Annotated in this window: 19 protein-coding genes; 8 read left to right on the forward strand and 11 right to left on the reverse strand. The window is 71.6% G+C overall.

Features of this window, described 5'->3' with window-relative positions:
* Window positions 1-76 precede the first annotated feature (76 nt).
* The 8 genes from ACIA6A_RS20600 to moaA all read right to left on the reverse strand — a co-directional run bounded on the left by ACIA6A_RS20600 (window position 77) and on the right by moaA (window position 8,365).
* Window positions 77-1,318, reverse strand: coding sequence for a PP2C family protein-serine/threonine phosphatase (locus ACIA6A_RS20600; RefSeq protein WP_396099327.1), 1,242 nt, complete (start codon window positions 1,316-1,318; stop codon window positions 77-79).
* Between the two features lie 3 nt (window positions 1,319-1,321).
* On the reverse strand, window positions 1,322-1,789 hold the full coding sequence (locus tag ACIA6A_RS20605; protein WP_396099328.1) for an ATP-binding protein: 468 nt from the start codon (window positions 1,787-1,789) through the stop codon (window positions 1,322-1,324).
* Between the two features lie 2 nt (window positions 1,790-1,791).
* On the reverse strand, window positions 1,792-2,112 hold the full coding sequence (locus ACIA6A_RS20610; RefSeq protein ID WP_396099329.1) for an STAS domain-containing protein: 321 nt from the start codon (window positions 2,110-2,112) through the stop codon (window positions 1,792-1,794).
* Window positions 2,113-2,161: 49 nt separating this feature from the next.
* Window positions 2,162-4,303: a glycogen debranching protein GlgX gene (gene glgX, locus ACIA6A_RS20615; RefSeq protein WP_396099330.1), complete on the reverse strand. Its 2,142-nt coding sequence runs from the start codon at window positions 4,301-4,303 to the stop codon at window positions 2,162-2,164.
* A complete protein-coding gene (locus tag ACIA6A_RS20620; RefSeq protein ID WP_396099331.1) occupies window positions 4,300-4,662 on the reverse strand; it encodes an STAS domain-containing protein in 363 nt (120 codons plus the stop codon). Before ACIA6A_RS20620 ends, glgX begins: the two co-directional genes overlap by 4 nt.
* A gap of 7 nt (window positions 4,663-4,669) precedes the next feature.
* Window positions 4,670-6,466: an AGE family epimerase/isomerase gene (locus tag ACIA6A_RS20625; protein WP_396099332.1), complete on the reverse strand. Its 1,797-nt coding sequence runs from the start codon at window positions 6,464-6,466 to the stop codon at window positions 4,670-4,672.
* A gap of 196 nt (window positions 6,467-6,662) precedes the next feature.
* On the reverse strand, window positions 6,663-7,343 hold the full coding sequence (locus ACIA6A_RS20630) for a molybdenum cofactor biosynthesis protein MoaE (RefSeq protein ID WP_396099333.1): 681 nt from the start codon (window positions 7,341-7,343) through the stop codon (window positions 6,663-6,665).
* A gap of 2 nt (window positions 7,344-7,345) precedes the next feature.
* Complete coding sequence (gene moaA, locus ACIA6A_RS20635; protein WP_396099334.1) at window positions 7,346-8,365, reverse strand: GTP 3',8-cyclase MoaA; 1,020 nt, start codon at window positions 8,363-8,365, stop codon at window positions 7,346-7,348.
* 226 nt (window positions 8,366-8,591) lie between these two features.
* Here moaA and ACIA6A_RS20640 point away from each other — a divergent pair, with 226 nt between their 5' ends.
* The 3 genes from ACIA6A_RS20640 to ACIA6A_RS20650 all read left to right on the forward strand — a co-directional run bounded on the left by ACIA6A_RS20640 (window position 8,592) and on the right by ACIA6A_RS20650 (window position 10,196).
* Entirely contained in the window at window positions 8,592-8,837 is a 246-nt protein-coding gene (locus ACIA6A_RS20640; RefSeq protein WP_396099335.1) for a hypothetical protein, read from the forward strand.
* Window positions 8,838-8,888: 51 nt separating this feature from the next.
* The gene (locus ACIA6A_RS20645; RefSeq protein ID WP_396099336.1) at window positions 8,889-9,428 is read left to right on the forward strand and encodes a YbhB/YbcL family Raf kinase inhibitor-like protein; all 540 of its coding nucleotides are present in this window, start codon (window positions 8,889-8,891) and stop codon (window positions 9,426-9,428) included.
* Window positions 9,429-9,515: 87 nt separating this feature from the next.
* Window positions 9,516-10,196 (forward strand): hypothetical protein, encoded by a 681-nt coding sequence (locus ACIA6A_RS20650; protein ID WP_396099337.1) that lies wholly within the window; start codon window positions 9,516-9,518, stop codon window positions 10,194-10,196.
* A 30-nt stretch (window positions 10,197-10,226) separates the two neighbouring features.
* Here the strand turns inward: ACIA6A_RS20650 and ACIA6A_RS20655 are convergent, their stop codons facing one another.
* Window positions 10,227-10,589, reverse strand: coding sequence for a response regulator transcription factor (locus tag ACIA6A_RS20655; protein WP_396099338.1), 363 nt, complete (start codon window positions 10,587-10,589; stop codon window positions 10,227-10,229).
* A 37-nt stretch (window positions 10,590-10,626) separates the two neighbouring features.
* On the opposite strand from ACIA6A_RS20655, the gene ACIA6A_RS20660 reads away from it, so the two are divergent.
* Together ACIA6A_RS20660 and ACIA6A_RS20665 are read left to right on the forward strand one after the other, a co-directional pair.
* A complete protein-coding gene (locus tag ACIA6A_RS20660) occupies window positions 10,627-11,148 on the forward strand; it encodes a hypothetical protein (RefSeq protein ID WP_396099339.1) in 522 nt (173 codons plus the stop codon).
* Complete coding sequence (locus tag ACIA6A_RS20665) at window positions 11,040-13,409, forward strand: ATP-binding protein (RefSeq protein ID WP_396099551.1); 2,370 nt, start codon at window positions 11,040-11,042, stop codon at window positions 13,407-13,409. Before ACIA6A_RS20660 ends, ACIA6A_RS20665 begins: the two co-directional genes overlap by 109 nt.
* Here the strand turns inward: ACIA6A_RS20665 and ACIA6A_RS20670 are convergent.
* On the reverse strand, window positions 13,391-14,056 hold the full coding sequence (locus ACIA6A_RS20670) for a response regulator (RefSeq protein WP_396099340.1): 666 nt from the start codon (window positions 14,054-14,056) through the stop codon (window positions 13,391-13,393). The genes ACIA6A_RS20665 and ACIA6A_RS20670 overlap by 19 nt on opposite strands.
* A 154-nt stretch (window positions 14,057-14,210) precedes the next feature.
* Between ACIA6A_RS20670 and ACIA6A_RS20675 the strand changes: the two genes are divergently transcribed.
* The 3 genes from ACIA6A_RS20675 to ACIA6A_RS20685 all read left to right on the forward strand — a co-directional run bounded on the left by ACIA6A_RS20675 (window position 14,211) and on the right by ACIA6A_RS20685 (window position 19,508).
* A complete protein-coding gene (locus tag ACIA6A_RS20675; RefSeq protein WP_396099341.1) occupies window positions 14,211-16,040 on the forward strand; it encodes a glycoside hydrolase family 9 protein in 1,830 nt (609 codons plus the stop codon).
* Window positions 16,041-16,209: 169 nt separating this feature from the next.
* Window positions 16,210-17,790 (forward strand): ABC transporter transmembrane domain-containing protein, encoded by a 1,581-nt coding sequence (locus tag ACIA6A_RS20680; protein WP_396099552.1) that lies wholly within the window; start codon window positions 16,210-16,212, stop codon window positions 17,788-17,790.
* Window positions 17,787-19,508, forward strand: a complete 1,722-nt coding sequence (locus ACIA6A_RS20685; protein WP_396099342.1) for an ABC transporter ATP-binding protein — start codon at window positions 17,787-17,789, stop codon at window positions 19,506-19,508. The genes ACIA6A_RS20680 and ACIA6A_RS20685 overlap by 4 nt, the downstream gene beginning before the upstream one ends.
* Here ACIA6A_RS20685 and ACIA6A_RS20690 read toward each other — a convergent pair.
* On the reverse strand, window positions 19,505-20,827 hold the full coding sequence (locus tag ACIA6A_RS20690) for a diaminopimelate decarboxylase family protein (RefSeq protein WP_396099343.1): 1,323 nt from the start codon (window positions 20,825-20,827) through the stop codon (window positions 19,505-19,507). The genes ACIA6A_RS20685 and ACIA6A_RS20690 overlap by 4 nt on opposite strands.
* Window positions 20,828-20,849: the final 22 nt, after the last annotated feature.

The raw sequence follows: 20,849 nt of genomic DNA on the forward strand, positions 1-20,849 counted from the left end.
GCCACGCGTGACGCGTGGCCCCTGGTCCCCGGACGCTTGCGGTCGTCGGGCGGTTCAGGTCATCGGGCGGTTCTGCTCATCGGGCAGTTCTGGCCATCGCGGGGCGCCGGTGCACCGCGAGCATCGTGATGTCGTCGCTCTGGTCGGCCGCCCCGGCGTGCCGCGCGAGGGCCTGCTCGACGCAGTCGACCAGGTCGAACACGTCGACCGCCCCGTCGCACACGATGCTGGTCACCCGCTGCTCACCGAAGAAGCGCCCGTACGGGTCCCGGGCCTCGCTCACCCCGTCGGTGTAGATGAACAACAGATCCCCCATCAGCACGATCGCGCGGGCCGGCGCGAACTCCGGCTCCGCCACGAGGCCCAGGGCCGGACCGGTCGGGTGCAGCTCCACCACCACCCCGTCGGCGCGCCGCAGCAGGGGCGCGTTGTGCCCGCAGTTGACGTACACCAGCGACCCGGACGCCGGGTCGAGGATCGCGAAGAACACCGTGGCGAAGTACGCCTGCAGCATGTGGTTCTTCATCAGGTAGTCGTTGGTGGCGGTCACCGCGCGCAGCAGGACCGCCTCGTCGCGCCGCCGCTCGGCCTCCCGGGCCGCCGCGACGCCGAACACCGTCTTCGTGCCCTGCCGGGCGCCCATGTCGAGGTACACGGCGGTGTAGCGCAACAGGGTCCGGATCAGCGCCATGAACAGCGCGGCCCCGACCCCCTTGTCACAGACGTCGGCCACCACCAGCGCTATGCGCCGGCCGCCGAGCAGCTCGAAGGCGTCGTAGAAGTCCCCCGAGACCTCCCGGGCCGGCCGGTAGGACGCGGTGAGGTCCCAGCCGTCCGGCGCGGGCAGGCCATCGGGCAGGAAACCCAGCTGGATCTCCCGCCCGATGGCCAGTTCGCGCTCATAGCGCAACAGATCGGCGGCGGACCGGTCCTGCACCGCGGTGCGCACGGCCTGCCGCAGACTGGAGCTGACCAGCCGGTCGCGGACCTGGGTCGTCACGTACGGGGGCACGATGTAGTCGGTGCCGGCCAGGACGTGCCGTTCCAGATCCGCGAACTCCTCGTCGACGAACACCACCACCGCGGGTTTACGGTTGGTCAGCCGGGTCGTCCAGGTGACCAGTCGCCGCACCAGGTCGACGTCCAGGTTCGCGTTGATCAGCAGGAGGTCCGGTGCCTCGGTCCTCTGCGGCTGCTGACGGAGCACCGCCTCCGGTCGGAGGTGACGCACGGCCGTGCCGGCGGTGGCCAGCACGGCGCCGAGGCGATCCGCGTTGGCCGAACCGATGCTGATCAACCACGCCGACTGCATATTCATCAACTACTGCCTCTCACCAGGTGCAACACCGCTGTCAGGATCGGCAGCCGGCAGTGGCCCGCGATGTACGTACACGGTGACGTGGTTACGTCCGTGCCGGTAGTCGTAGGCCATTCGATCCACCGCTTGGCGGGCCAGGAAGAGTCCGAGCCCGCCGGGCGTACGTTCGCCGAGCGGTGTGTCGAGGTCTTGCGGGAGATGACTCCGGGTCGGGTCGAAGGGTGGGGCGTCCTCGCTGACGCGCAACCAGACCTCGGATTGTTCGACGCAGGCCTCCAGCGTGATCTCGTGCCAGGGCCCGCGGGAGTTCCCGTATCCGTGCATGATGGAGTTGGTCACCAGCTCCTCCACCGCCAGCCGCAACCTTCCGGCCCGGACGGCCGACAGACCACCGGCCCGGGCAAGATCATCGACGAACGTGATGACCTTGTCCAAGGAACCGGTGGTCGCCGGGAGGGTCAGCTGGAACACACCTACTCGGGAACCTGGTCGGCGAACACCACGCTGTGGTGGAAGCCGACCATCCGGATCGTGCGCTCGACCTCGTCGCTCGCCTGCACGAGCACGATGCTGACGGAGTCCTCCATCTTCTGCCGGGCGAAGACCAGGCCGCGCAGGCCCGCCGACGACAGGTAGGTCAGTTTGGCCATGTCCAGGACGAGACGCTCCACGCCGGTCTCGGCCGCGATGTCGATCTGCTTGCGGAAGTCACCCGCGGTCGACGCGTCCAGCTCGCCGTCCAGCTTGATGATGACGGTGCTGCCGCTGCGGGTCAGGGAGGTGGTGAACGACACTAGCTGCTCCTCGGTTCGGTGTGCGGTAGGAGGGAGAGGGACCCCTCGCTCAGGCGGCGAGCGGCCGGCTGCCCAGCAGGACCAGGGTCGAGCGGGGGCCGAGCGTGACGCTGTGCTGGTTGTCCAGGAGGACTTCCTGGCCGGGGACCGCGGTGTCCGCCGGGGCCGGTGCGTACGTGTCGACGAAACGGTGCCAGCGCATCCCCTCGGGCAGGTCCGGCAGGTGCATCTCGTGGGCCTCCCAGTGCGAGTTCGCCGCGATGTACACGTGGCTGTCGTCGCCCTCCAGGTTGTGCCCGTTGCGCATCACCGCGATCAGCCGGCTGGACTCCGACCAGTCCGGCTGCCAGGCCTGGGTGCCGTGCCAGCTGACGTCCGGGTACCCGCAGCCCACCGGGTCCTCGCCCCGCGGGTGGTGTGCGTCGCGCAACGACGGGTGCTTCTTGCGGAACGCGATGAGGTTGCGGACGAACGTCAGCAGCTCGGTGTTCTCGTCGACCAGCTTCCAGTCCATCCACGTCAGCTCGCTGTCGTGGCAGTAGGCGTTGTTGTTGCCCTGCTGGCTGCGCCCGACCTCGTCACCGGAGAGGATCATCGGTACGCCCTGGCTGGTGAGCAGCAGCACCATGGCGTTCTTCATCTGCCGCAGGCGCAGCGCGTTGATGCCGGCGTCGTCGGTCGGTCCCTCGGCCCCGCAGTTCCAGCTGCTGTTGTCGTTGGACCCGTCGTTGTTGTTCTCGCCGTTGGCCTCGTTGTGCTTGTCGTTGTACGAGACCATGTCGGCCAGGCTGAAGCCGTCGTGGCAGGTGATGAAGTTGATCGACGAGCAGGCACCCCGGGCCCAGTACAGGTCCGGTGAGCCGACCATCCGGGTCGCCAGGTCCCCGACGTCGCCGTCGCCCTTGAGGAAGTTGCGGACGGTGTCGCGGAACTTGCCGTTCCACTCCGACCAGCGGCGGTAGTTCGGGAAGCTGCCGACCTGGTATAGGCCGCCGGCGTCCCACGCCTCCGCGATGAGCAGGCAGTCGGTGAGCACCGGGTCGAACGCCATCGACTCGAGCAGCGGCGGGTTCTCCAGCGGGGCGCCGTCGGTGCCGCGCCCGAGGATCGCGGCGAGGTCGAAGCGGAACCCGTCGACGTGGTACTCGCTGGCCCAGAAGCGCAGGCAGGACAGCACGTAGTCGCGGACGACCGGGCTGTTGCAGTTGAGCGTGTTGCCCGTACCGCTGAAGTTGTAGTAGAAACCCTCCGGCGTGAGCATGTAGTAGGTCCGGTTGTCCATCCCGCGGAAGTGGATGGTCGGGCCGTACTCGTTGCCCTCGGCGGTGTGGTTGAAGACGACGTCGAGGACCACCTCGATGCCGGCCCGGTGGAACTCCTTGACCATGTTCTTGAACTCGTCACGCTGCATGCCGAACGCGCCGGTCGCGGCGTAACCCGCCTTCGGGGCGTAGAACCCGACGGTGGAGTAGCCCCAGAAGTTGTAGAGCCGCTCGCCGGTCGCCTCGTTGATGTGACTGTTCTCGAACTCGTCGAACTCGAAGACCGGCATCAGCTCGACGCAGTTCACGCCGAGCTCCTTCAGGTACGGGATCTTCTCCACCAGCCCGGCGTACGTGCCCGGCTGGGTGACGCCCGACGACGGGTCCCGGGTGAAGCCGCGCACGTGCAGCTCGTACACCACCAGGTCGGTGGAGGCGAGCCGCAGCGGCCGGTCGCCGTCCCAGTCGAAGTCCTCGAACGTCAGGCGCGACCGGTACGGGTACGGGTTGCTGCGGTCGGGTTCCTCGCCCCACGTGTCCCGGCCGGAGAACGCCCGGGCGTACGGGTCGGCCAGCACCTGGCTGTGGTCGAACCGGTCCCGGAAGTCCTGCTGCTCGGGGCCGTAGACCCGGTAGCCGTACTCGATGTTCTCGTAGTCCAGGCCGAACACGACGATCGACCACACCGACCCGATCCGGAACTCGGACGGGATCGGCAGCTCGACGGTGGCCTCGCGGGCGCCCTGCTCGAACAGCACGAGCGTGACCGCCCGGGCCGAGCTGGAGTAGATCGAGAAGTTGACCCCGCCACCGGGCACCACGGTCGCGCCGAACGGCTCGGTGCGTCCCGGGCGTACGTCGTAACCGTTGACCTGCTGGGTGGGGAAGGAGTCGATGCGGTCGAGCGGTGACTCGATCGCGGCGGTCACTGCGCACCGCCCCGCGGCCCGACCGGCTCGCCGAGCTGGGCGAGGCCCTGCTCGACGCTGTCCCCGACGGTGAAGAACGACAGGAACCCGGTGGCGGTCAGGATGTTGCGCAGCTGCTCGGAGAGGCCGACGAGCGCCACGGTGGCGTCCAGGGCCTGCGCCTGGCGGTAGATCTGCAGCATGGTGCGCAGGCCGGCGCTGGTGACCAGGCCCAGCTCGCCGAGGTCCAGCAGGACCCGCCGGCCGGACGGGAGCGCCTGCAGGATCTCCCGTTGCGCCTCGGGCGTGACCCGGCCGTCGAGATCCCCCGACAGACTCAGGATCAGGGTCTCCCCCGCTAGTCGCTTACGGATGTCCATCGCGGGATCAGCCTTCCTTGCGGGTCGGGACGAGCGTGACCTTGACCGACAACGACTCCGTGGTCACCGGCAGCTCGACGGTGGCGTTCTGCGCGTCGAAGACCTCGTACGGCTTGCCGTCGATCTCCACCTTCTCGAGGCGGAAACTGCCGGCCGGCAGCATGTCCGGCGCCACCCGCAGGACGCGGTGCGCGTCCGGGCGGGGCTTGAAGTACAGGTCCAGCGGCTGGCCGCTGATCAGCAGCGACGTGTACGTGGTGGCGAGGTAGCACAGCTCGGCGGAGTGGTACATGCTCATCGAGTGGCTGCCCTTGAGCCGCTCGGTGCCGAGCAGGTACGGCAGGCCGCTGGCCAGCACGTTGAAGTAGACGCCACCCTCGTCGTGGTCCAGGAAGAACGCGTTGTAGAACGCCGCCGCCTGGCGCGCCTCGGCGAGGTTGTCCTCGCCGCCGACCGTGCCGGACAGGATCAGGTAGGCGAGGATCGCCTGCTCCTGCTGCCACCAGGCCTTGCGGTCGTGCCAGGCGAAGCGGTGCCATTCCTGGCCGGGCTTGAGGGTACGGTCCACCACGTCGTACCAGCCGCCGCGCTGCTGGTCGCTGCCGACCGCCGGCATGACCTTCGCGATCTTCTCGGCGAGCTCGCGGTACTCGTCCTTCGGCGTGACCGAGTTCATCCGCATGAGGTTCCAGGCGATCTTCAGGTTGTGCCCGACCACCGCCCGGTCACCCTGCCACGAGTGCTCCAGGTCGTGCGACCAGTCCTTGAAGAACCGCTCGTTGACGAACGGGCTGTGCTCGTCGTCCGGGAAGTACTTCACGATGGTGTCGAACGTGCGCTCGAGCATCTCGCGGTACTTCTCCTCGCCGGTGGCGAGGTACGCGTTGATCAGGTACGCCGGGGCGTGGTCGCCGACCGAGTTCCAGTTCTTGCGCGAGCGGTTCGCGCCCAGCGACTCGTGGTCGGGGCTGAGCAGCACCGGGTCGATGTGCGAGAAGTACCCGCCGCCCTCGACGTCACGGAAGTGGTTCTCGAACAACCGCATCGTGTGGTCGATGTCCGAGGCGATGCGCCGGTCGCCGGTGATCCGGAACGTCTGGGTCGGACCGGCCAGCGCGTAGATCTGCTCGTACATCGGAATCGCGTCGTAATCGTCGTCGAATTCCGAGGTGAACAGCTTCTTCTCGTAGTCGCCATCGATCTTGACACCGTGGTACCAGTAGACGATGTCATTGTCCGAATCGACGAATCGCATGTGATCACGCAGGTACTGGGTGCCCCGCTCGGCGATCTCGAGATATTCGTCGCGGCCGGTCAGCATGTACGCCGACGCCATCCCGTACACCATGCGCGAGATCGTGTCGGTCTCCTGCACGTGGCTGTCACTCTTCTCGCCACCGAGCCGGATGTTGGTGCGGTACTCGCGGTAGTCGACGGGCTCGTCGCCGAATTGTGCCCGGCGGTAGAAGCCGGCCAGCGAGTCGAGCTGGTTGGTCCACCAGGTGCGGTTCTCGAAGCTGAACTCGCCGACCGCGCGGCCGTTGAACACGATCCGCTTGGCCTCGTAGGTGTACCCGTCGCCCTCCGGGTAGAAGGTTCCGTAGACGAACAGGTGGCGACCCTCGGTGAGCAGCTGCGGCAGGTGTGTGCAGGCGTCCACGTACGGCTCGTCGAGGTTGCGCAGCATCTCGGCGGAGCAGTCCGGGGTCAGGTGCACCGCGTAGGTGTCCCCCGCACTTGTCCTGAGCTCGAACACCCCACGACTCTCGTCATAGGTGGTGACGTGACCGGCGATGGTATCCATGAATGGAAAGTGCATGGCGGCGTCCTACCTTTGATTGGTGGCCGGCGGAATCGGCGCGAAACAAGGGGCCGAATACCTGAGAAATCATTACCGAGGGTGGATACCGGGTCAACGCCGCGCCGCCGGAACACCCATGGGCCAAACACTTGCGCCGTTCTCTTCGTCAAGTCGGCACAACGGTTCCCGCCGATGCCGATCAGCCCAGCTGCAACTGCTGCGGCACACCGACCCATTCCGCGCCGTCCGGGCCGTACTCCTTCTTGAAGATCGTCACTTCTTCCTTCATCAGCTCGGCGCACATCCGCGCGGCCCGGAACGCCTCGTCGCGGTGCGGTGCGGCGGCAGCGATGACCACCACCATGTCGCCGACCTCCAGCAGGCCGAGGCGGTGCGCGACCGCGACCCGTACCCCCGGGGCGATCCGTTCGCAGCGCGCGACGATGTCCGCGAAGCCGCGCTCGGCCATCGGCTGGTAGGCCTCGTACTCGAGGTGGCTCACCGGTTTGCCGCCGGTCTCGTCGCGGACGTACCCGATGAACGAACAGACGCCGCCCCGGCCCGGGCCGACCACCGCCGCGAGCACCTGCGTCAGGTCCGGCGGCCCGGTGGTGACCCGCACGTACGGGCCGGACCCACCGGCGACCGGCGGGATGACCGCGAGCACGTCGCCGTCACGCAGCGCATGCCGCGGGGACGCCATCTCCTGGTTCACGGCCAGCCGGCAGATCCCCCGGGCCGGGCCGAACCCGGGATAGGTGCTGCTGAGCGTCTCGACGACGTCCTCGACCGTCGACGCCTCGGGCACCGACATCAGTTCGTCGCGCCGGTTCGCGACCCGTTCCCTGACGAACCCGAAGTAGAGCACTCGGATCTGCATTCTCAGCCTCCACGGGTGTGCATCTCCAGATGGGGATCGCGGCGCAGACTCGCCGCGCTCACGAACACCGTGCCGGGCGATCGCGCGCCCAGCCGGTCGACCGCACCCCGGTCGGCACGCTGCCGCCAGGTCTGCGCGATCAGCTCCCGCAGGGCGTCCGGCCCGGCTCCGGCCCGCAGCGGGGTACGCAGGTCGGTGCCGGTGATCGCGTACAGGCACCGCAGCCACATGCCGTCCGCGGTGAGCCGGCTGCGGTCGCACGACGCGCAGAACGGCTGCGTCGTGCTCGAGACGATGCCGAACACGGTGCCGTCGGGCAGCGCGAACCGTTCGGCGGGAGCGCTGCCGGTGCGGTCCAGGGCGGTGATCGGCCCGTACCGGGAGGTCAGCGTCGCGAGGATCTCCGCCCGGGGAACCACCAGTGCCGGCGTCCATCCGGTGGCACCGCCGACGTCCATGTACTCGATGAAGCGGACCTCCGCGGGCACCGTGCGGCCGAACTCGAGCAGGTCACCGATCTCGTCGTCGTTGAACCCGCGCAGGACCACCGTGTCGATCTTCATGCCGCGCAGCCCGGTGGCCGCGGCGGCGGCGATCCCGGCCAGCACGTCCGGGTGGGTGGCGCGCTGCGACAGCGCCTGGAACCGCTCCGGGCGCAGCGTGTCCAGGCTGACGCTGAACCGCCGCAGGCCGGCCGCTCGCAGTTCGGCGGCGTGCCGCGCGAGCAGTACCCCGTTGGTGGTCATCGCGAGGTCGGCGACGCCGGGCAGTGCGGCAAGGCGGCGCACCAGGCCGGCCGCCCCCGCACGCAGCAACGGTTCGCCACCGGTCAGGCGTACCCGGTCCACCCCGAGCGCCACGAACGCCTCGGTGATCCGGACGATCTCGTCGAAGCTCAGCAGGTCGCGGCGCGGCAACCAGGCGTACTCCGCCTCCGGCATGCAGTACCGGCAGCGCAGGTTGCAGCGGTCGGTCAACGAGATCCGCAGCGCGCCGAGCGGCCGGCCGAGAGTGTCGAGCATCGGTCCCCCGCGCATGGCGAAATGTCGATACAGCCGGACGCGGATCAGCGTAACCAGGCAACCGGTGGCCGCCCGGCGATCCGGCCGCACTACGTGATCTCCCCGGCGGCGATCCGTTCGGTGCCACCGCACAGGTATTCCACAGCCAGGAACGGCACATGACCGGGCCGCCCCGGCCGATAGGGGCGGGCGACCGCATCACGCTCAGACCCGGGAGATATCAGCGATGGCCGCCATCAGCGCAGTCAGCTCGTCCAGCGAAGCGCAGACCGAGCTCGTCAAGTACCAGCAGAAACTGGCCGCGGACCTGGCCGCCAAGGCGGCCGAGAAGGTCATCACCGCCGACAAGGACGCCGTCGCCCGGGCCCAGCAGTCCGCGCTGCAGGCCACCCAGCAGGCCCAGCAGTCCCCCCAGGTAACCAGCTCGGCCGCGACCGCGTCGGTCGGCTCGACGTTCGACGTGACGGTCTGACGCCGGAGACCAGGTGGCTGATAATCGATTATTGATGCTATGGTCGATCACATGACCAGCAACGATCCGTTCGCCCGCCTGCCGGAGGCCGCGAGCTTCACCGTCACCAGCACCTCCCTCACCGACGGCGGCGTCCTGCCCGCCGAGCAGATGTCCGGCATGTTCGGCGTCCCCGGCGGCAAGGACGCCTCCCCCCAGCTGTCCTGGACCGGCGCCCCCGAGGGCACCAAGAGCTACGCCGTCACCGTGTACGACCCGGACGCCCCGACCGGGTCCGGCTTCTGGCACTGGGCCGTGGCCGACATCCCCGCCACGGTCACCGACCTGCCCGAGGGTGCCGGCGACGACACCGGCTCCGGCCTGCCCACCGGCGCGTTCCAGCTGCCCAACGACGCCCGCGCGGCCCGCTTCGTCGGCGGCGCCCCGCCGGCCGGGCACGGCCCGCACCGCTACGTCGTGGTCGTGCACGCGCTCGCCGTCGAGCACATCGGCGTCCCCGCCGAGGCCACGCCCGCGTACCTCGGCTTCACGATGGCCGGGCACATCCTCGGCCGGGCCGTGCTCACCGCCACCGCGGAGACCCCGGGCTGACGGTCGCTCCGGGGCCGGGCGCCATCGCCCGTCCCCGCGCCCGGCCCCGGCCCGGCGGCGGGCGCGGGGCGTCTAGACTCGCCTGCCATGCATCCAACCGGACCGATGCCGATGGCACCGCCGCCCACCATGCGGCTCTCGTCCGCCCTGCTGTTCACGGCCGGCGGGCTGACCATCCTGAAAGCCGCCTACGAACTGGTCTTCACCAACACGGACCTCAGTGTGTACCGCGACGCCTACACCGGCGGCACCGGATCCGGTTTCGCGAGCCTCGCCGGCGCTACGTTCGGCATCTTCTTCGCCGCGGGGGCGTGCATCCTGGCCATCCTCAACAGCCGCGGCCGCCACCCCGCCCGCGTCGTGACGCTGGTGCTCGGCTGGCTCTTCCTCGTCTGCGGCGGCTTCGGCTCCCTGGCGGGCCGGTTCCACCGTCCGGCCGGCTCGGCCGGTGACAGCACGTTCACAAAAATCCTGCCCGCCGCGTACGGGACGGGGGTCGGGGTCCTCGATGTGCTGATCTTCCTGGCGGTCCTGGCGGCGACCGTGCTGACCGTCCTGCCCCCGTCGAACCGCTTCTTCCAGAACCGCAAGCTGACCGCGTACGCGCAGGTGCTGATGACGCAGACCGGGATGACCTATCCGCCGCAGTACCACCCGCACACGCCCCCGCCGTTCCAGGCGCCGGCGCAGCCGCCCCAGCCGCCGCACACCACCAGCATCCCGGCGATCGACCCGTGGGCCGAGGGGACCGGCCGGCACCAGGCGTGATCAGGATCCCGGGGCCCGTTCGGGCGGGGCTCAGCCGGTCAGTGCCGACACGCGGTTGAGCAGGTCCTGCGGGTTGAACGGTTTGACCAGGTAGTCGTCGGCGCCCGCGTCGAAGCCCGACGCCACGTCGAGCCACTGGCCGCGCCCGGTGAGCAGGATGATCGGCATGTCCGTGGTCAGGACGTCGTCGCGCAGGGCACGGCACACGTCCAGGCCGGTCATGTCCGGCATGGTCACGTCCACGACCGCGCAGTCCGGTCGCCGGTCGTGGGCGTGCCGCAGCGCGTCCCGGCCGGTCGTCTCGGTCCGCACGTCGATCCCGCCGGAGCGCAGCACGGTCTCGACCACGTGCAGCATCACCGGGTCGTCGTCGACCACCAGTACGGACGTCACCCCTGCTCACCCGCTTCCCGCTACATAGAGTAGCCCTGTGACGACTGTCCGGTGGACCGTAGGACGGATGCTGGCGGCGGGATTCCTGCTGGCCCTCGCCGCCCTCGCGGTGGTCGGCACCAGCGCCTACGTCCGGATCGGCACCCTGCTGCAGGACCGCGCCCCGATCGGCGACGCCCACCGGGCCCTCGGCGAAGCCGGCAAGGTCAAGGACGCGCTCGGCACCGCGGAGCACTCCCCGCCCGGCTCCCCCGCGTACACCGACGCGGGCCGCGAGGTCGCCGGCAGCCTGCACCGCCTCGCCGAACAGGACGGCGGGCCGCGCGTGGCCGAGCTCCGCGCCCTGGCCGTGACGGTGTTCCCCGTTCCGCCGGGCGAGGCGACCGATCCGCGACAGCTGAGCACCATGCAGACTCTCGCCAACGAGCTGTGCGCGAGGAGCTCGAACTGCTGCAGCAGCGGGAGGCCGCCGGCACCCGCAGCGCCGAGAACACCCGCCGGCTCATCCTCGGCGTCTCGATCGGCACGTTCGTCCTGGTCGCGATCGCCGCCCGGGTGATCACCAGGCGGATCACCACGCCCGCCCGGCAGGTGACCGCCGCCGCCGAACGGGTCATCGCCGGCGACCCGAGCCGGCGCGCCGAGGTGTCCGGCCCCCGCGAGCTCGCCCAGATGGCCCACGCGGTGAACGCCTCGATGACCGCGATGGCCACCGCCCGCGACGAGGCCCTGGCCGCCACCGCCGCGAAGTCGGCGTTCCTGGCCACGATGAGCCACGAGATCCGTACCCCGATGAACGCCGTCATCGGCATGACCGGCCTGCTGATGGACACCGACCTCGACGCGGAGCAGCGCGACCTCGTGGAGACCGTCCGGACCGGCGGCGAGTCCCTGCTCGTGATCATCAACGACATCCTGGACTTCTCCCGGATCGAGGCGGGCGAACTCACCCTGGAACACCGCGCCTTCCGCCCCCAGGACTGCGTCCGGCACGCCATGAGCCTGGTCGCGCTCACCGCCGACGCCAAGGGGCTCACGCTGAGCAGCGAGTTCGCACCGGACTGCCCGGAGATCGTCACCGGCGACGAGACCCGCATCCGGCAGATCCTGGTCAACCTGCTCGGCAACGCGGTCAAATTCACCGACCACGGATCGGTCACCGCCGGCGTCGCGGTCCAGCCCGATCCGGTGGCCGGGGCCGTTCAACTGCGGATCTCGGTACGCGACACGGGCATCGGCATCGCCCCGGACCGCATGCGCCGCCTCTTCCGCCCGTTCAGCCAGGTCGACGCGTCCAGCACCCGCACGTACGAGGGCACCGGCCTGGGCCTGGTGATCAGCCGCCGCCTGGCCGAGGCGATGGACGGCGACATCACCGTGACCAGCACCCCGGGGTCAGGCTCGACGTTCACCGTGACGCTGACGGTCAGCTCGGACGCCACCGCCGCACCGGAAGCGGCCGCACCCACGGCGACCGTCCTGATCGTCAGCACCGACCACGGCCAGCTCGCCGACCGCCTGCACGGCTGGCGCATCCCGTTCCTGACCGCCGGCTCGGGCGAGGAGGCCCTCGACCTCCTGGCCGCCCACCCCCGCCACCTCGCCCACCCCGCCCACCCGGTCCGCCTCGTTGTCGCCGACCATGACCTGCCCGACATGACCGCCGCCGACCTCGGTCACCGCATGGGCCGCACCCCCGCCACGGCCACCATCGCCATGATCACCCTCGCCGACGGCGACCCGGCCCCAGCGCCGGCCGACCCGCTCACCGGGGCCGAGGGGGATCCGCTACGGCTCACGCTGACCCGCCCGGTGCGGCCGCGGATGCTGCACCATGCCCTGCGCAAGGCACTCGGCGACGACCCGGCACCGCACCGGGCGCTGCGGGTCCTGCTCGCCGAGGACAACCCGGTGAACCAGCGGGCCGCGCAGCTGTTGCTGACCCGCCGCGGTCACCGGGTCGACATCGTGGACAACGGTGCTGCCGCCGTCGACGCCGTCCGCGACCGGGCCTACGACCTGGTCCTGATGGACGTCCAGATGCCGATCATGGACGGCATCCAGGCCACCGGGCGGATCCACGCCGACCCGCCACCGCACGGCGTACCCCGGATCGTCGCCCTGACCGCGAACGCCATGGCCGACGACCACGCGGCCGGCCGCCGCTCCGGCATGGACGGCTTCCTCGTCAAACCCCTGCAGGAACCGCAGCTCGACGCCGTCCTGGCCGGCACCATCGCCACGGCCGGCCCCGGTCCGGACCTCGCGGGGCCAGACCTCGCGGGGCCAGACCCCGCCGCACTCGACCCCGCCGGGCCGGGCCATGCCAGGCCAGACCCCGCCGGGCCGGACGTTGCTGGGCCGGACGGTGCTGGGCCGGACGGTGCTGGGCCGGACGGTGCTGGGCCGGACGTCGCCGGGCCAGACCCCGCCGGGCCGGACGTCGCCGGGCCGGACGGGATCCGGGAGCGGGCGGCGCTGCTGGCCGGGGACTCGGCCGGGCAGCGGTTGCAGGTCGCCGGGATCCTCGACGCGTTCGCCGGGCGGCTGCCCCGGGTGCTGCACGAGATCGACGAGGCCGCGGCCGCCGGGGACAGCGGCAGCCTGGCCCGGCTCGCCCACGGTCTGAAGGGTTCCTCGGCCACACTGGGCGCCGCCTCGCTGGCCGCGACCTGCGCCGACCTCGAGCACCACGCCGCCACCCCGAGCACCGGCCTGCTGCGTGACCTGCACCGCCGCGCCAACGCCGCCGGCGAGGTCATGGCCACCGTCGCCGGCGAGTTGCTCACCGGGGAGCCGGATCAGGGCTGGAAGCGGTAGCCCATGCCCGGCTCGGTGAGCAGGTGCCGCGGGTGGGCCGGGTCCGTCTCGAGTTTGCGGCGCAGCCGGGCCATGTACTGCCGAAGGTAGTTCGTCTCCGTCGCGTACTGCGGCCCCCACACGTCGCGCAGCAGGGCGCGCTGGCCGAGCAGTTTGCCCGGGTGCCGCAGCAGGTGCTCGAGGAGTTGCCATTCGGTCGGGGTGAGCCGGGCGTCGCTGACCGAGTGGTTGCCGAGGTCGATCACGTGCCCGCCGATGGTGTGGACCGGGGCGGCCTCGCCGGGGGCCTGGGTGCGGCGGGTCACCGCCCGGATCCGGGCCAGCAGCTCGTCGATCCCGAACGGTTTGGTGATGTAGTCGTCGGCTCCCGCGTCGAGGGCGCCGACCTTGTCCTGACTGCCGGCCCGGCCGGACAGCACGATGATCGGGACGGTGGTCCAGCCCCGCAGGCCCCGGATGACCTCGTCGCCCTCCATGTCGGGCAGTCCGAGGTCGAGGACGACCAGGTCGGGAACGTGCTGCGCGGCGGCACGCAGTGCGGAGACACCGTCCGGCGCGACGTCGACGTCGTAGCGGCGCGCGCGCAGGTTGATGCGCAGCGCCCGGACGATCTGCGGCTCGTCGTCGACGACGAGGATGCGGGTCATGACTCCAGCACACCGCGCGCGGGCGGCGTTGTCAGCAGCGTTCACACCAGCCCTACGCGCACGCCCCGATTCTTAACGCGCTCTTGACGCGGCACCTCCCCCGCACGAGGGACACCGATTGCGATCGGTGGGTTCGCTCTCCATAGTCTGCTGGATGATCCGAGCCGGCCGACCGACCATGACGGTGCTCCTGCTGGCGACGCTGTCCGCCCTCGCGGCTTTGTCAGGCTGCACGGCCGAAACCCCCGAGATCGATGCCCGGGTCCGCGTCGACCAGGTCGGATACGCGACCGGTGAGTCCAAGATCGCGATGCTGCTGGCGCCCCGGGATGCCGGGAGCGCCGAGGCCACCGTGGTCGACGAGGACGGCGACGACGTGTTCACCGCCCGGATCGACGCGAGCCGGGGCACCTGGAACGCGGCCTTCCCGATGATCCACCCGGTGGACCTGAGCGGCCTGGACACGCCCGGGACCTACCGGATCCGGGTCCGGGGCGCGGTCACCGCGGAGTCGCCACCGTTCCGGATCGCCGCGGGCAGCGAGCTGTTCGCCCCGCTCGCCGCGAACGCGGTCCGCTACTTCCAGGCCCATCGGGACGGCGCCGACCAGGTCGCCGGCCCGTGGGACCGGCAACCCGCGCACCTCGACGACCGCGCCGCCGCCGTGCACGACAACCCGGGCTACGACGACGACGGCACGATGACCGACCCGATGACGCCGACCGGGGACACCGTCGACGTCGAGGGCGGCTGGTACGACGCCGGCGACTACCTCAAATTCACCCACACCACCGCGTACGCGCTGGTCCTGCTGCAGATGGTGCAGCGCGACGGCCCCGCCACGGAGGGTCTGGCCGCCGAGACCCGGCACGGTGTCGACTGGCTCGACAAGATGTGGGACGAGGATGCCGGCGTGCTGTACACCCAGGTCGGGGTCGGCAGCGGCGCCGGTTTCGCCGGTGACCACGACAAGTGGCGGCTGCCCCAGAGCGACGACGCGCTCGACGTCGGGCCCGGTGACGACCACTACTACCTTCGGTACCGGCCGGTGTTCCGGGCGAACGACCCGGGGCAGCCGCTCAGCCCGAACCTCGCGGGCCGGGTCGGCGCCGCGTTCGCCCTCGCCGCCCAGGTCGAGGCGGACACCGACCCCGCCCGGGCCCGGGCGCACCTGGACAGCGCGGCGCGGATCTTCGAGCTGGCCGCCACCGACGACGTCGGGGAGCTGGTCACCGCCGAGCCCCGCAGGTTCTACCCGGAGAACAGCTGGACCGACGACATGGCGACCGGTGCCGCCGAACTCGCCCTCGCCGCGGTGAAGCTCGGCGACGACCGCGCCGGGCAGTGGGCACAGCGGGCCGCCGGCTGGGCCGAGGCGAACGCGGACAGCGACAGCAGACCCGCGCTGAGTCTGTACAACCTCAGCGTGATCGCGGACGCCGAGCTGGGCCGGATCCCCGGCGCCGACCGCACGGTGCCGAGCGCGGACCTGCGGGCCCGCCTCGACGCGGGGATCCAGGCCGCGGCGGGCGATCCGATGGGCGCCGCCGCGGGACTGGGCGGCTCCGACTACACGTCGCGCCAGCTCGGTTACACCGCCACCGCCCTGTTGTACCGGCGGATGACCGGCGACGACACGTACGCCCGGTTCGCGACCGCCCAGCGCTCGGTCGTGCTCGGCGCGAACGGCTGGGGCACGTCGCTGATCGTCGGCGCCGGCACCACCTACCCGCGCTGCCCGCACGACCAGATCTCCAGTCTGACCGGCGACGGCGAGGTGCCGATGACCGGCGCCGCGGTCAACGGCCCGCAGCCCGCCGCCCGGTTCACCGACGACCCGGACCGGTGCGCCGACTTCGCGGAGTACGACCGGCCCGACGTGCGCTACACCGACGCCGTGCGCAGTTCGGCCAGCAGCGAGCCGGCGATCGACTTCACCGCGACGTCGTTGCTGGCGTTCGCCCTGACGGCCCAGGAGCGCTGACGGCCCAGGAGCGCTGACGGCCCAGGAGCGCTGACCGCCCGGGCAGCGTCGATGGGGCGGCGCCGGATGACCGCTTCCGGGCAGTATGGCCGATGTGGATACCCGAGGACCCGCACGATATCTGTGGTGGCTGGCGCGACAGGTGAAGGGTGGGGTGGCACTCGGCGCGATGTTCGGGTCGCTGTGGTACGTCACTCTCAGCCTCACGCCGTACACGTTGTCGCAGGCCGTCGACCGGGGTCTGGTCCCCCGCCGGCCCGGTGCGCTGATCGCCTGGGCGGGTGCCGTCCTGCTGCTCGGGCTGGCCGGCGCGGGCCTGGGCATCATGCGGCACCGGTCGATGACCAAGCTGCGGCTGACCGCGTCGCTGATCACCGCCGACTCGGTGCTGGTGCACGCGACCCGGCTCGGCGCCGCACTGCCGCGCCGGGTCACCGCCGGCGAGGTGGTCACCATCGGGATCTCCGACGTGTGGGCCATCGGACGGGCCATGAACGTGGGCGGTGTCGGGGCGGCGAGCGTCGTCGCGTACGCGGTGGTCGCGGTCCTGTTGTTCCGCACGTCTCCCCTGCTCGCGTTCGTGGTGCTGGCCGGCCTGCCGATCCTGTCGGTGGTGATCGGCCCGCTGCTGGGGCGGGTGCAGCACACCGGCTCCGGATACCGCGACCGTCAGGGCCGGCTCGCGGCGCGCCTCGTCGACGTCATCGGCGGCCTGCGCATCCTCAACGGCCTCGGCGGCAAGGACGCCCACCTCGCGCGGTACACCCGGGAGTCCGCGGCCCTGCGCGACGCCGGCTACCGGGTGGGGCGGTCGTCGAGCTGGGTCGACGCGCTCGGCGACGGGCTGCCCGGTGTCTTCCTGGCGGTGGTGGTCTGGCTCGCCGCCCGGCTCGCGGCCCGGGGCGAGATCACGGTGGGTGAACTGATCGGGGTGTACGGGTACACGGCCATGCTGGTCATCCCGGTGCGCGTGTTCATCTTCTGCGGTTTCGACATCACCCGTGGCCTGGTCGCCGCACGGCGGGTGGTGGATTTCCTGCGCCTGCCACCGGACGACCACCTCGGTGTCGCGGGTCCCCCGGGCCCGGCTGTCCTGCACGACCCCGCGTCCGGCGTGTCGGCGCACCCGGGCCGGATGACCGCCCTGGCCGGCGCCCGTCCCGGGGAGAGCGCCGCGGTGCTCGAACGGCTCGGCCGTTACGGCCCCACGGACGCGACCTGGGGTGGCATCCGTCTCGACGGCATCGCCCAGCCGCAGGTCCGTTCCCGGATCCTCGTCGCGCAGCACGAGGCCGACCTGTTCGCCGGTCCGCTGCGCGAGGTCGTCGCGGGCCGCGACGAGCCGGACGACGAGCGGGTCGGGGCGGCGATCGACGCCGCGGTGGCCCACGACGTCGGCCCGCCGGACCATCCGGTCGAGTGGGGCGGCCGCAACCTCTCCGGCGGCCAGCGGCAACGCGTCCGGCTGGCCCGCGCCCTGCACGCCGCCCCCGAGATGCTGCTCGCCGCCGAGCCCACCTCCGCGGTGGACGCGCACACCGAGGCCGCGATCGCCGAACGCCTCGGCGCGGTCCGCGACGGCCGCGGCACCGTCGTCGCCACCACGTCCCCGGTGCTGCTCGACCGCGCCGACGTCGTGCACTACCTGGTCGACGGCCGGGTGGCGGCGACCGGTGACCATCGTGCGCTGCTCGCCACCACCCCTGGTTACCGTGCTCTGGTGACCCGCGTGTTCGGGGAGGACGCATGAGCCTGCCCGGTCACCCTGCCCTCCCCGTCGCCGGCACCCGCCTCGTGGTCCGCGCGGCACTGCGCCTGGTGCGCGCGGACCGTCGCACCGTCGTGCTGATGGTGGCACTGAACTCCCTCGCCGCGATCGCCTCATTGGGCGGCCCGTGGCTGCTCGGCCGGATCATCGACGCGGTCACCACGGGCGCCGGCGGCGGGTCCGTCGACCGGCTGGCCCTCGCGCTGCTGGCCTGCGCGGTGGCCCAGATCCTGCTGGTCCGGCAGGCCACCGCGGCCGGTTACCGGTTCGGCGAACGCACCGCCGCCCGGATCCGGGAGAGCTTCCTGCGGCGTTCCCTGGCCCTGCCCGCCGCGGTGGTCGAGCGGATCCCGGCCGGTGACCTGACCACCCGGGGCACCGCCGATGTGGACGCCGTCGCCACGGCACTGCGCGACGTGATCCCGCAGGTGTTCATCTCCGCCGTGCAGATGCTGTTCATCGCCGGGGCGGTGCTCCTGCTGAACCCGCTGCTCGGTGGCGTCGGGGTGCTCGGCCTGTCCGGCATCTGGTTCATCACCCGTTGGTACCTGCGCCGGGCCCGCGACGCGTACCTCGTCGAGGGCGCCGCGAACTCGCACATGGCCGACGAACTGTCCGCGACCACCACCGGCGCCCGCACGATCGAAGCGTTCGACCTGAGCGAACGCCGGCTCGCCACCGGCCGGGCGGCGATCGCGGAGACCCGCCGCACCCGGCTGGCCACATTGCGGCTGCGCTCGGTGTTCTTCCCGATCACCGAGACTTCGTACAGCGTCCCGGTCGTGCTGGTGCTCCTGCTCGGCGGTTTCCTGTACCTGCGGGGTTCGGTGACGCTCGGTGTGGTCAGCACGGCGGTGCTGTACATGCGGCAGTTCGTCGGCCCGCTGGACAGCATCATGATCTGGATCGAGCAGTTGCAGAGCAGCAGCGCCTCGTTCGCCCGCATCGAGGGCCTGGCCGCGGTCCCGGCCCGGGCCGGGACCACCACGACCCGCCCGGACGGGGACCGCATCGAGATCACCGGCGTGCGATACGCGTACGACGGCGGGCGCGACGTCCTGCACGACGTCACCCTGACCGTCCGACCGGGCGAACGGCTCGCCATCGTCGGGCTCTCCGGCGCCGGCAAATCCACGCTCGGCCGCTTGATCGCCGGGGTCGACAGCCCCACCAGCGGCACGGTGACCGTGGGCGGCACCGCCGTCGCCGGGCTCCCGCCGGACGAACTGCGCCGCCAGGTCGTGCTGGTGACCCAGGAGCACCACGTCTTCCGCGAGTCGCTGCGCGACAACCTCATGGTCGACGCCGCGGACGAGGTGCTGCACCGGGCACTCAAGACGGTCGGCGCGGACTGGGCCACCGACCTCGACACCGACCTCGGCGAGCACCCGCCGGACGGCGCCCAGGCCCAGCAGCTGGCGCTGGCCCGGGTGGTCCTCGCCGACCCGCACACGGTCATCCTCGACGAGGCCACCGCCCTGCTCGATCCCACCGCGGCCCGCACCGCGGAACGAGCGCTCGCCGCGGTCCTGCACGACCGCACGGTCATCGCCATCGCCCACCGCCTGCAGACCGCCCACGACGCGGACCGGGTCGCGGTCATGGACGGCGGCCGCATCATCGAACTCGGCAGCCACGACGACCTGGTGGGCGCCGGCGGTCCGTACGCGTCGCTCTGGCGGTCCTGGCACGGTCATTAGCGGGTCCCCACAGGGTGCCCGGACAGGATGCCCAGCAGGTCGTCGACACCTTCCCGGCGCACCAGCGTCCGGGCGGCACCGTCCGCGACCGAGACGACCGGCGGCCGCCCGACGAAGTGGTCACGCCGGTGGTGGTAGGCGCCGGTCCCGGCGACCACCAGCAGGTCACCGGCGGTGACGTCGCCGGGGACCTGCATCGCGGGCACGAGCACATCGGTGTCACCGACCACGGCGGCGAGGCGCATCGGTGCCTGCGAGACCCGGCCGACGAGCTGCGCGGTGTGCCGGCCCGGGCACTCCCGCCGGCCGGGGGTGCGGCGGTGCGGGGCGCAGTCCGGGGCCACCCCGTCGAGGACGACCGTCAACCGGCCGTCCGAGGCGGTCCTTACCTCGGCGACGCGGTGCACGGTGACACCAGAGCGGGCCACGATCGCCCGACCCGGGGAGACCGTCAGCGCCGGGGCCGGCACCGCGTGCCGTTCGGCCGCCAGGCGCAGCATCGCCCGGATCCGGTTCGCGAACGGCTGCAGGGCGAACCCGTGATCGTGGTCGGTGTAGGCGACCGCGTGTCCACCACCCAGGTTGAGCGCGTCGACGACGACACCGGTCCGGGCGCGCACCACCGCGCAGAAGGCGACGGCCTCGCGCAGTGTGCTCTCGAACGTCTGGAACCGGCTGAGCTGGTGGCCCAGGGAGAAGTCCAGTCCCGCCAGGCGCAGGTTGCGGCTGGCCAGGACCTCCCCGACGGCCTCCAGCGCCACACCGGTGCCGAGCCGGAACCCGTACCGGCAGCGTCCCGGGCCCGCGGCCGACGGCACGACCCGAAGGTGGACGCGCTGCCCGAGCGGGGCGCGGGCGGTCAGGGCTCGCACCTCGGCGGCCGTCCCGGCGACGACGGCCGCGCCGCACGCGAACGCCGCGTCGAGATCGTGCACCGACTTGGCGGCGCCGACGAGCACCAGGCGCGCCGGCCGGAACCCGGCGAGCAGTGCGGTCCGCAGCTGCGCGCCCGATCCGGTGTAGCAGCCCAGTCCCGCCGCCGCGATCCACCGGCCCTGCCCCATGGTGAGCCCGGCCTTGGCGCTGTAGGCGACCCCGTCGGGGAACGCCGCCCGGTATCCGGCGCACCGCGCCCGCACATCGGCCTCGTCGAGGACGTGCACGGGGGTGCCGTAGGTCGGCGCGAGGACGGACACCCGCACGCCGCCGATCAGCAGGTCGCCGTGGGCACCCCAGCGGGCGGTCGACGGCCACAGCTCGGGGTCGAGGTGGGGACGCAGCGTGGACCGCAACGACGGCAACAGTTCGGCGAGAGTCATGACCCCGACGGTGCGCGGCCCC

This window comes from Actinoplanes sp. NPDC051494 (assembly GCF_044454705.1).
Lineage (GTDB): Bacteria > Actinomycetota > Actinomycetes > Mycobacteriales > Micromonosporaceae > Actinoplanes.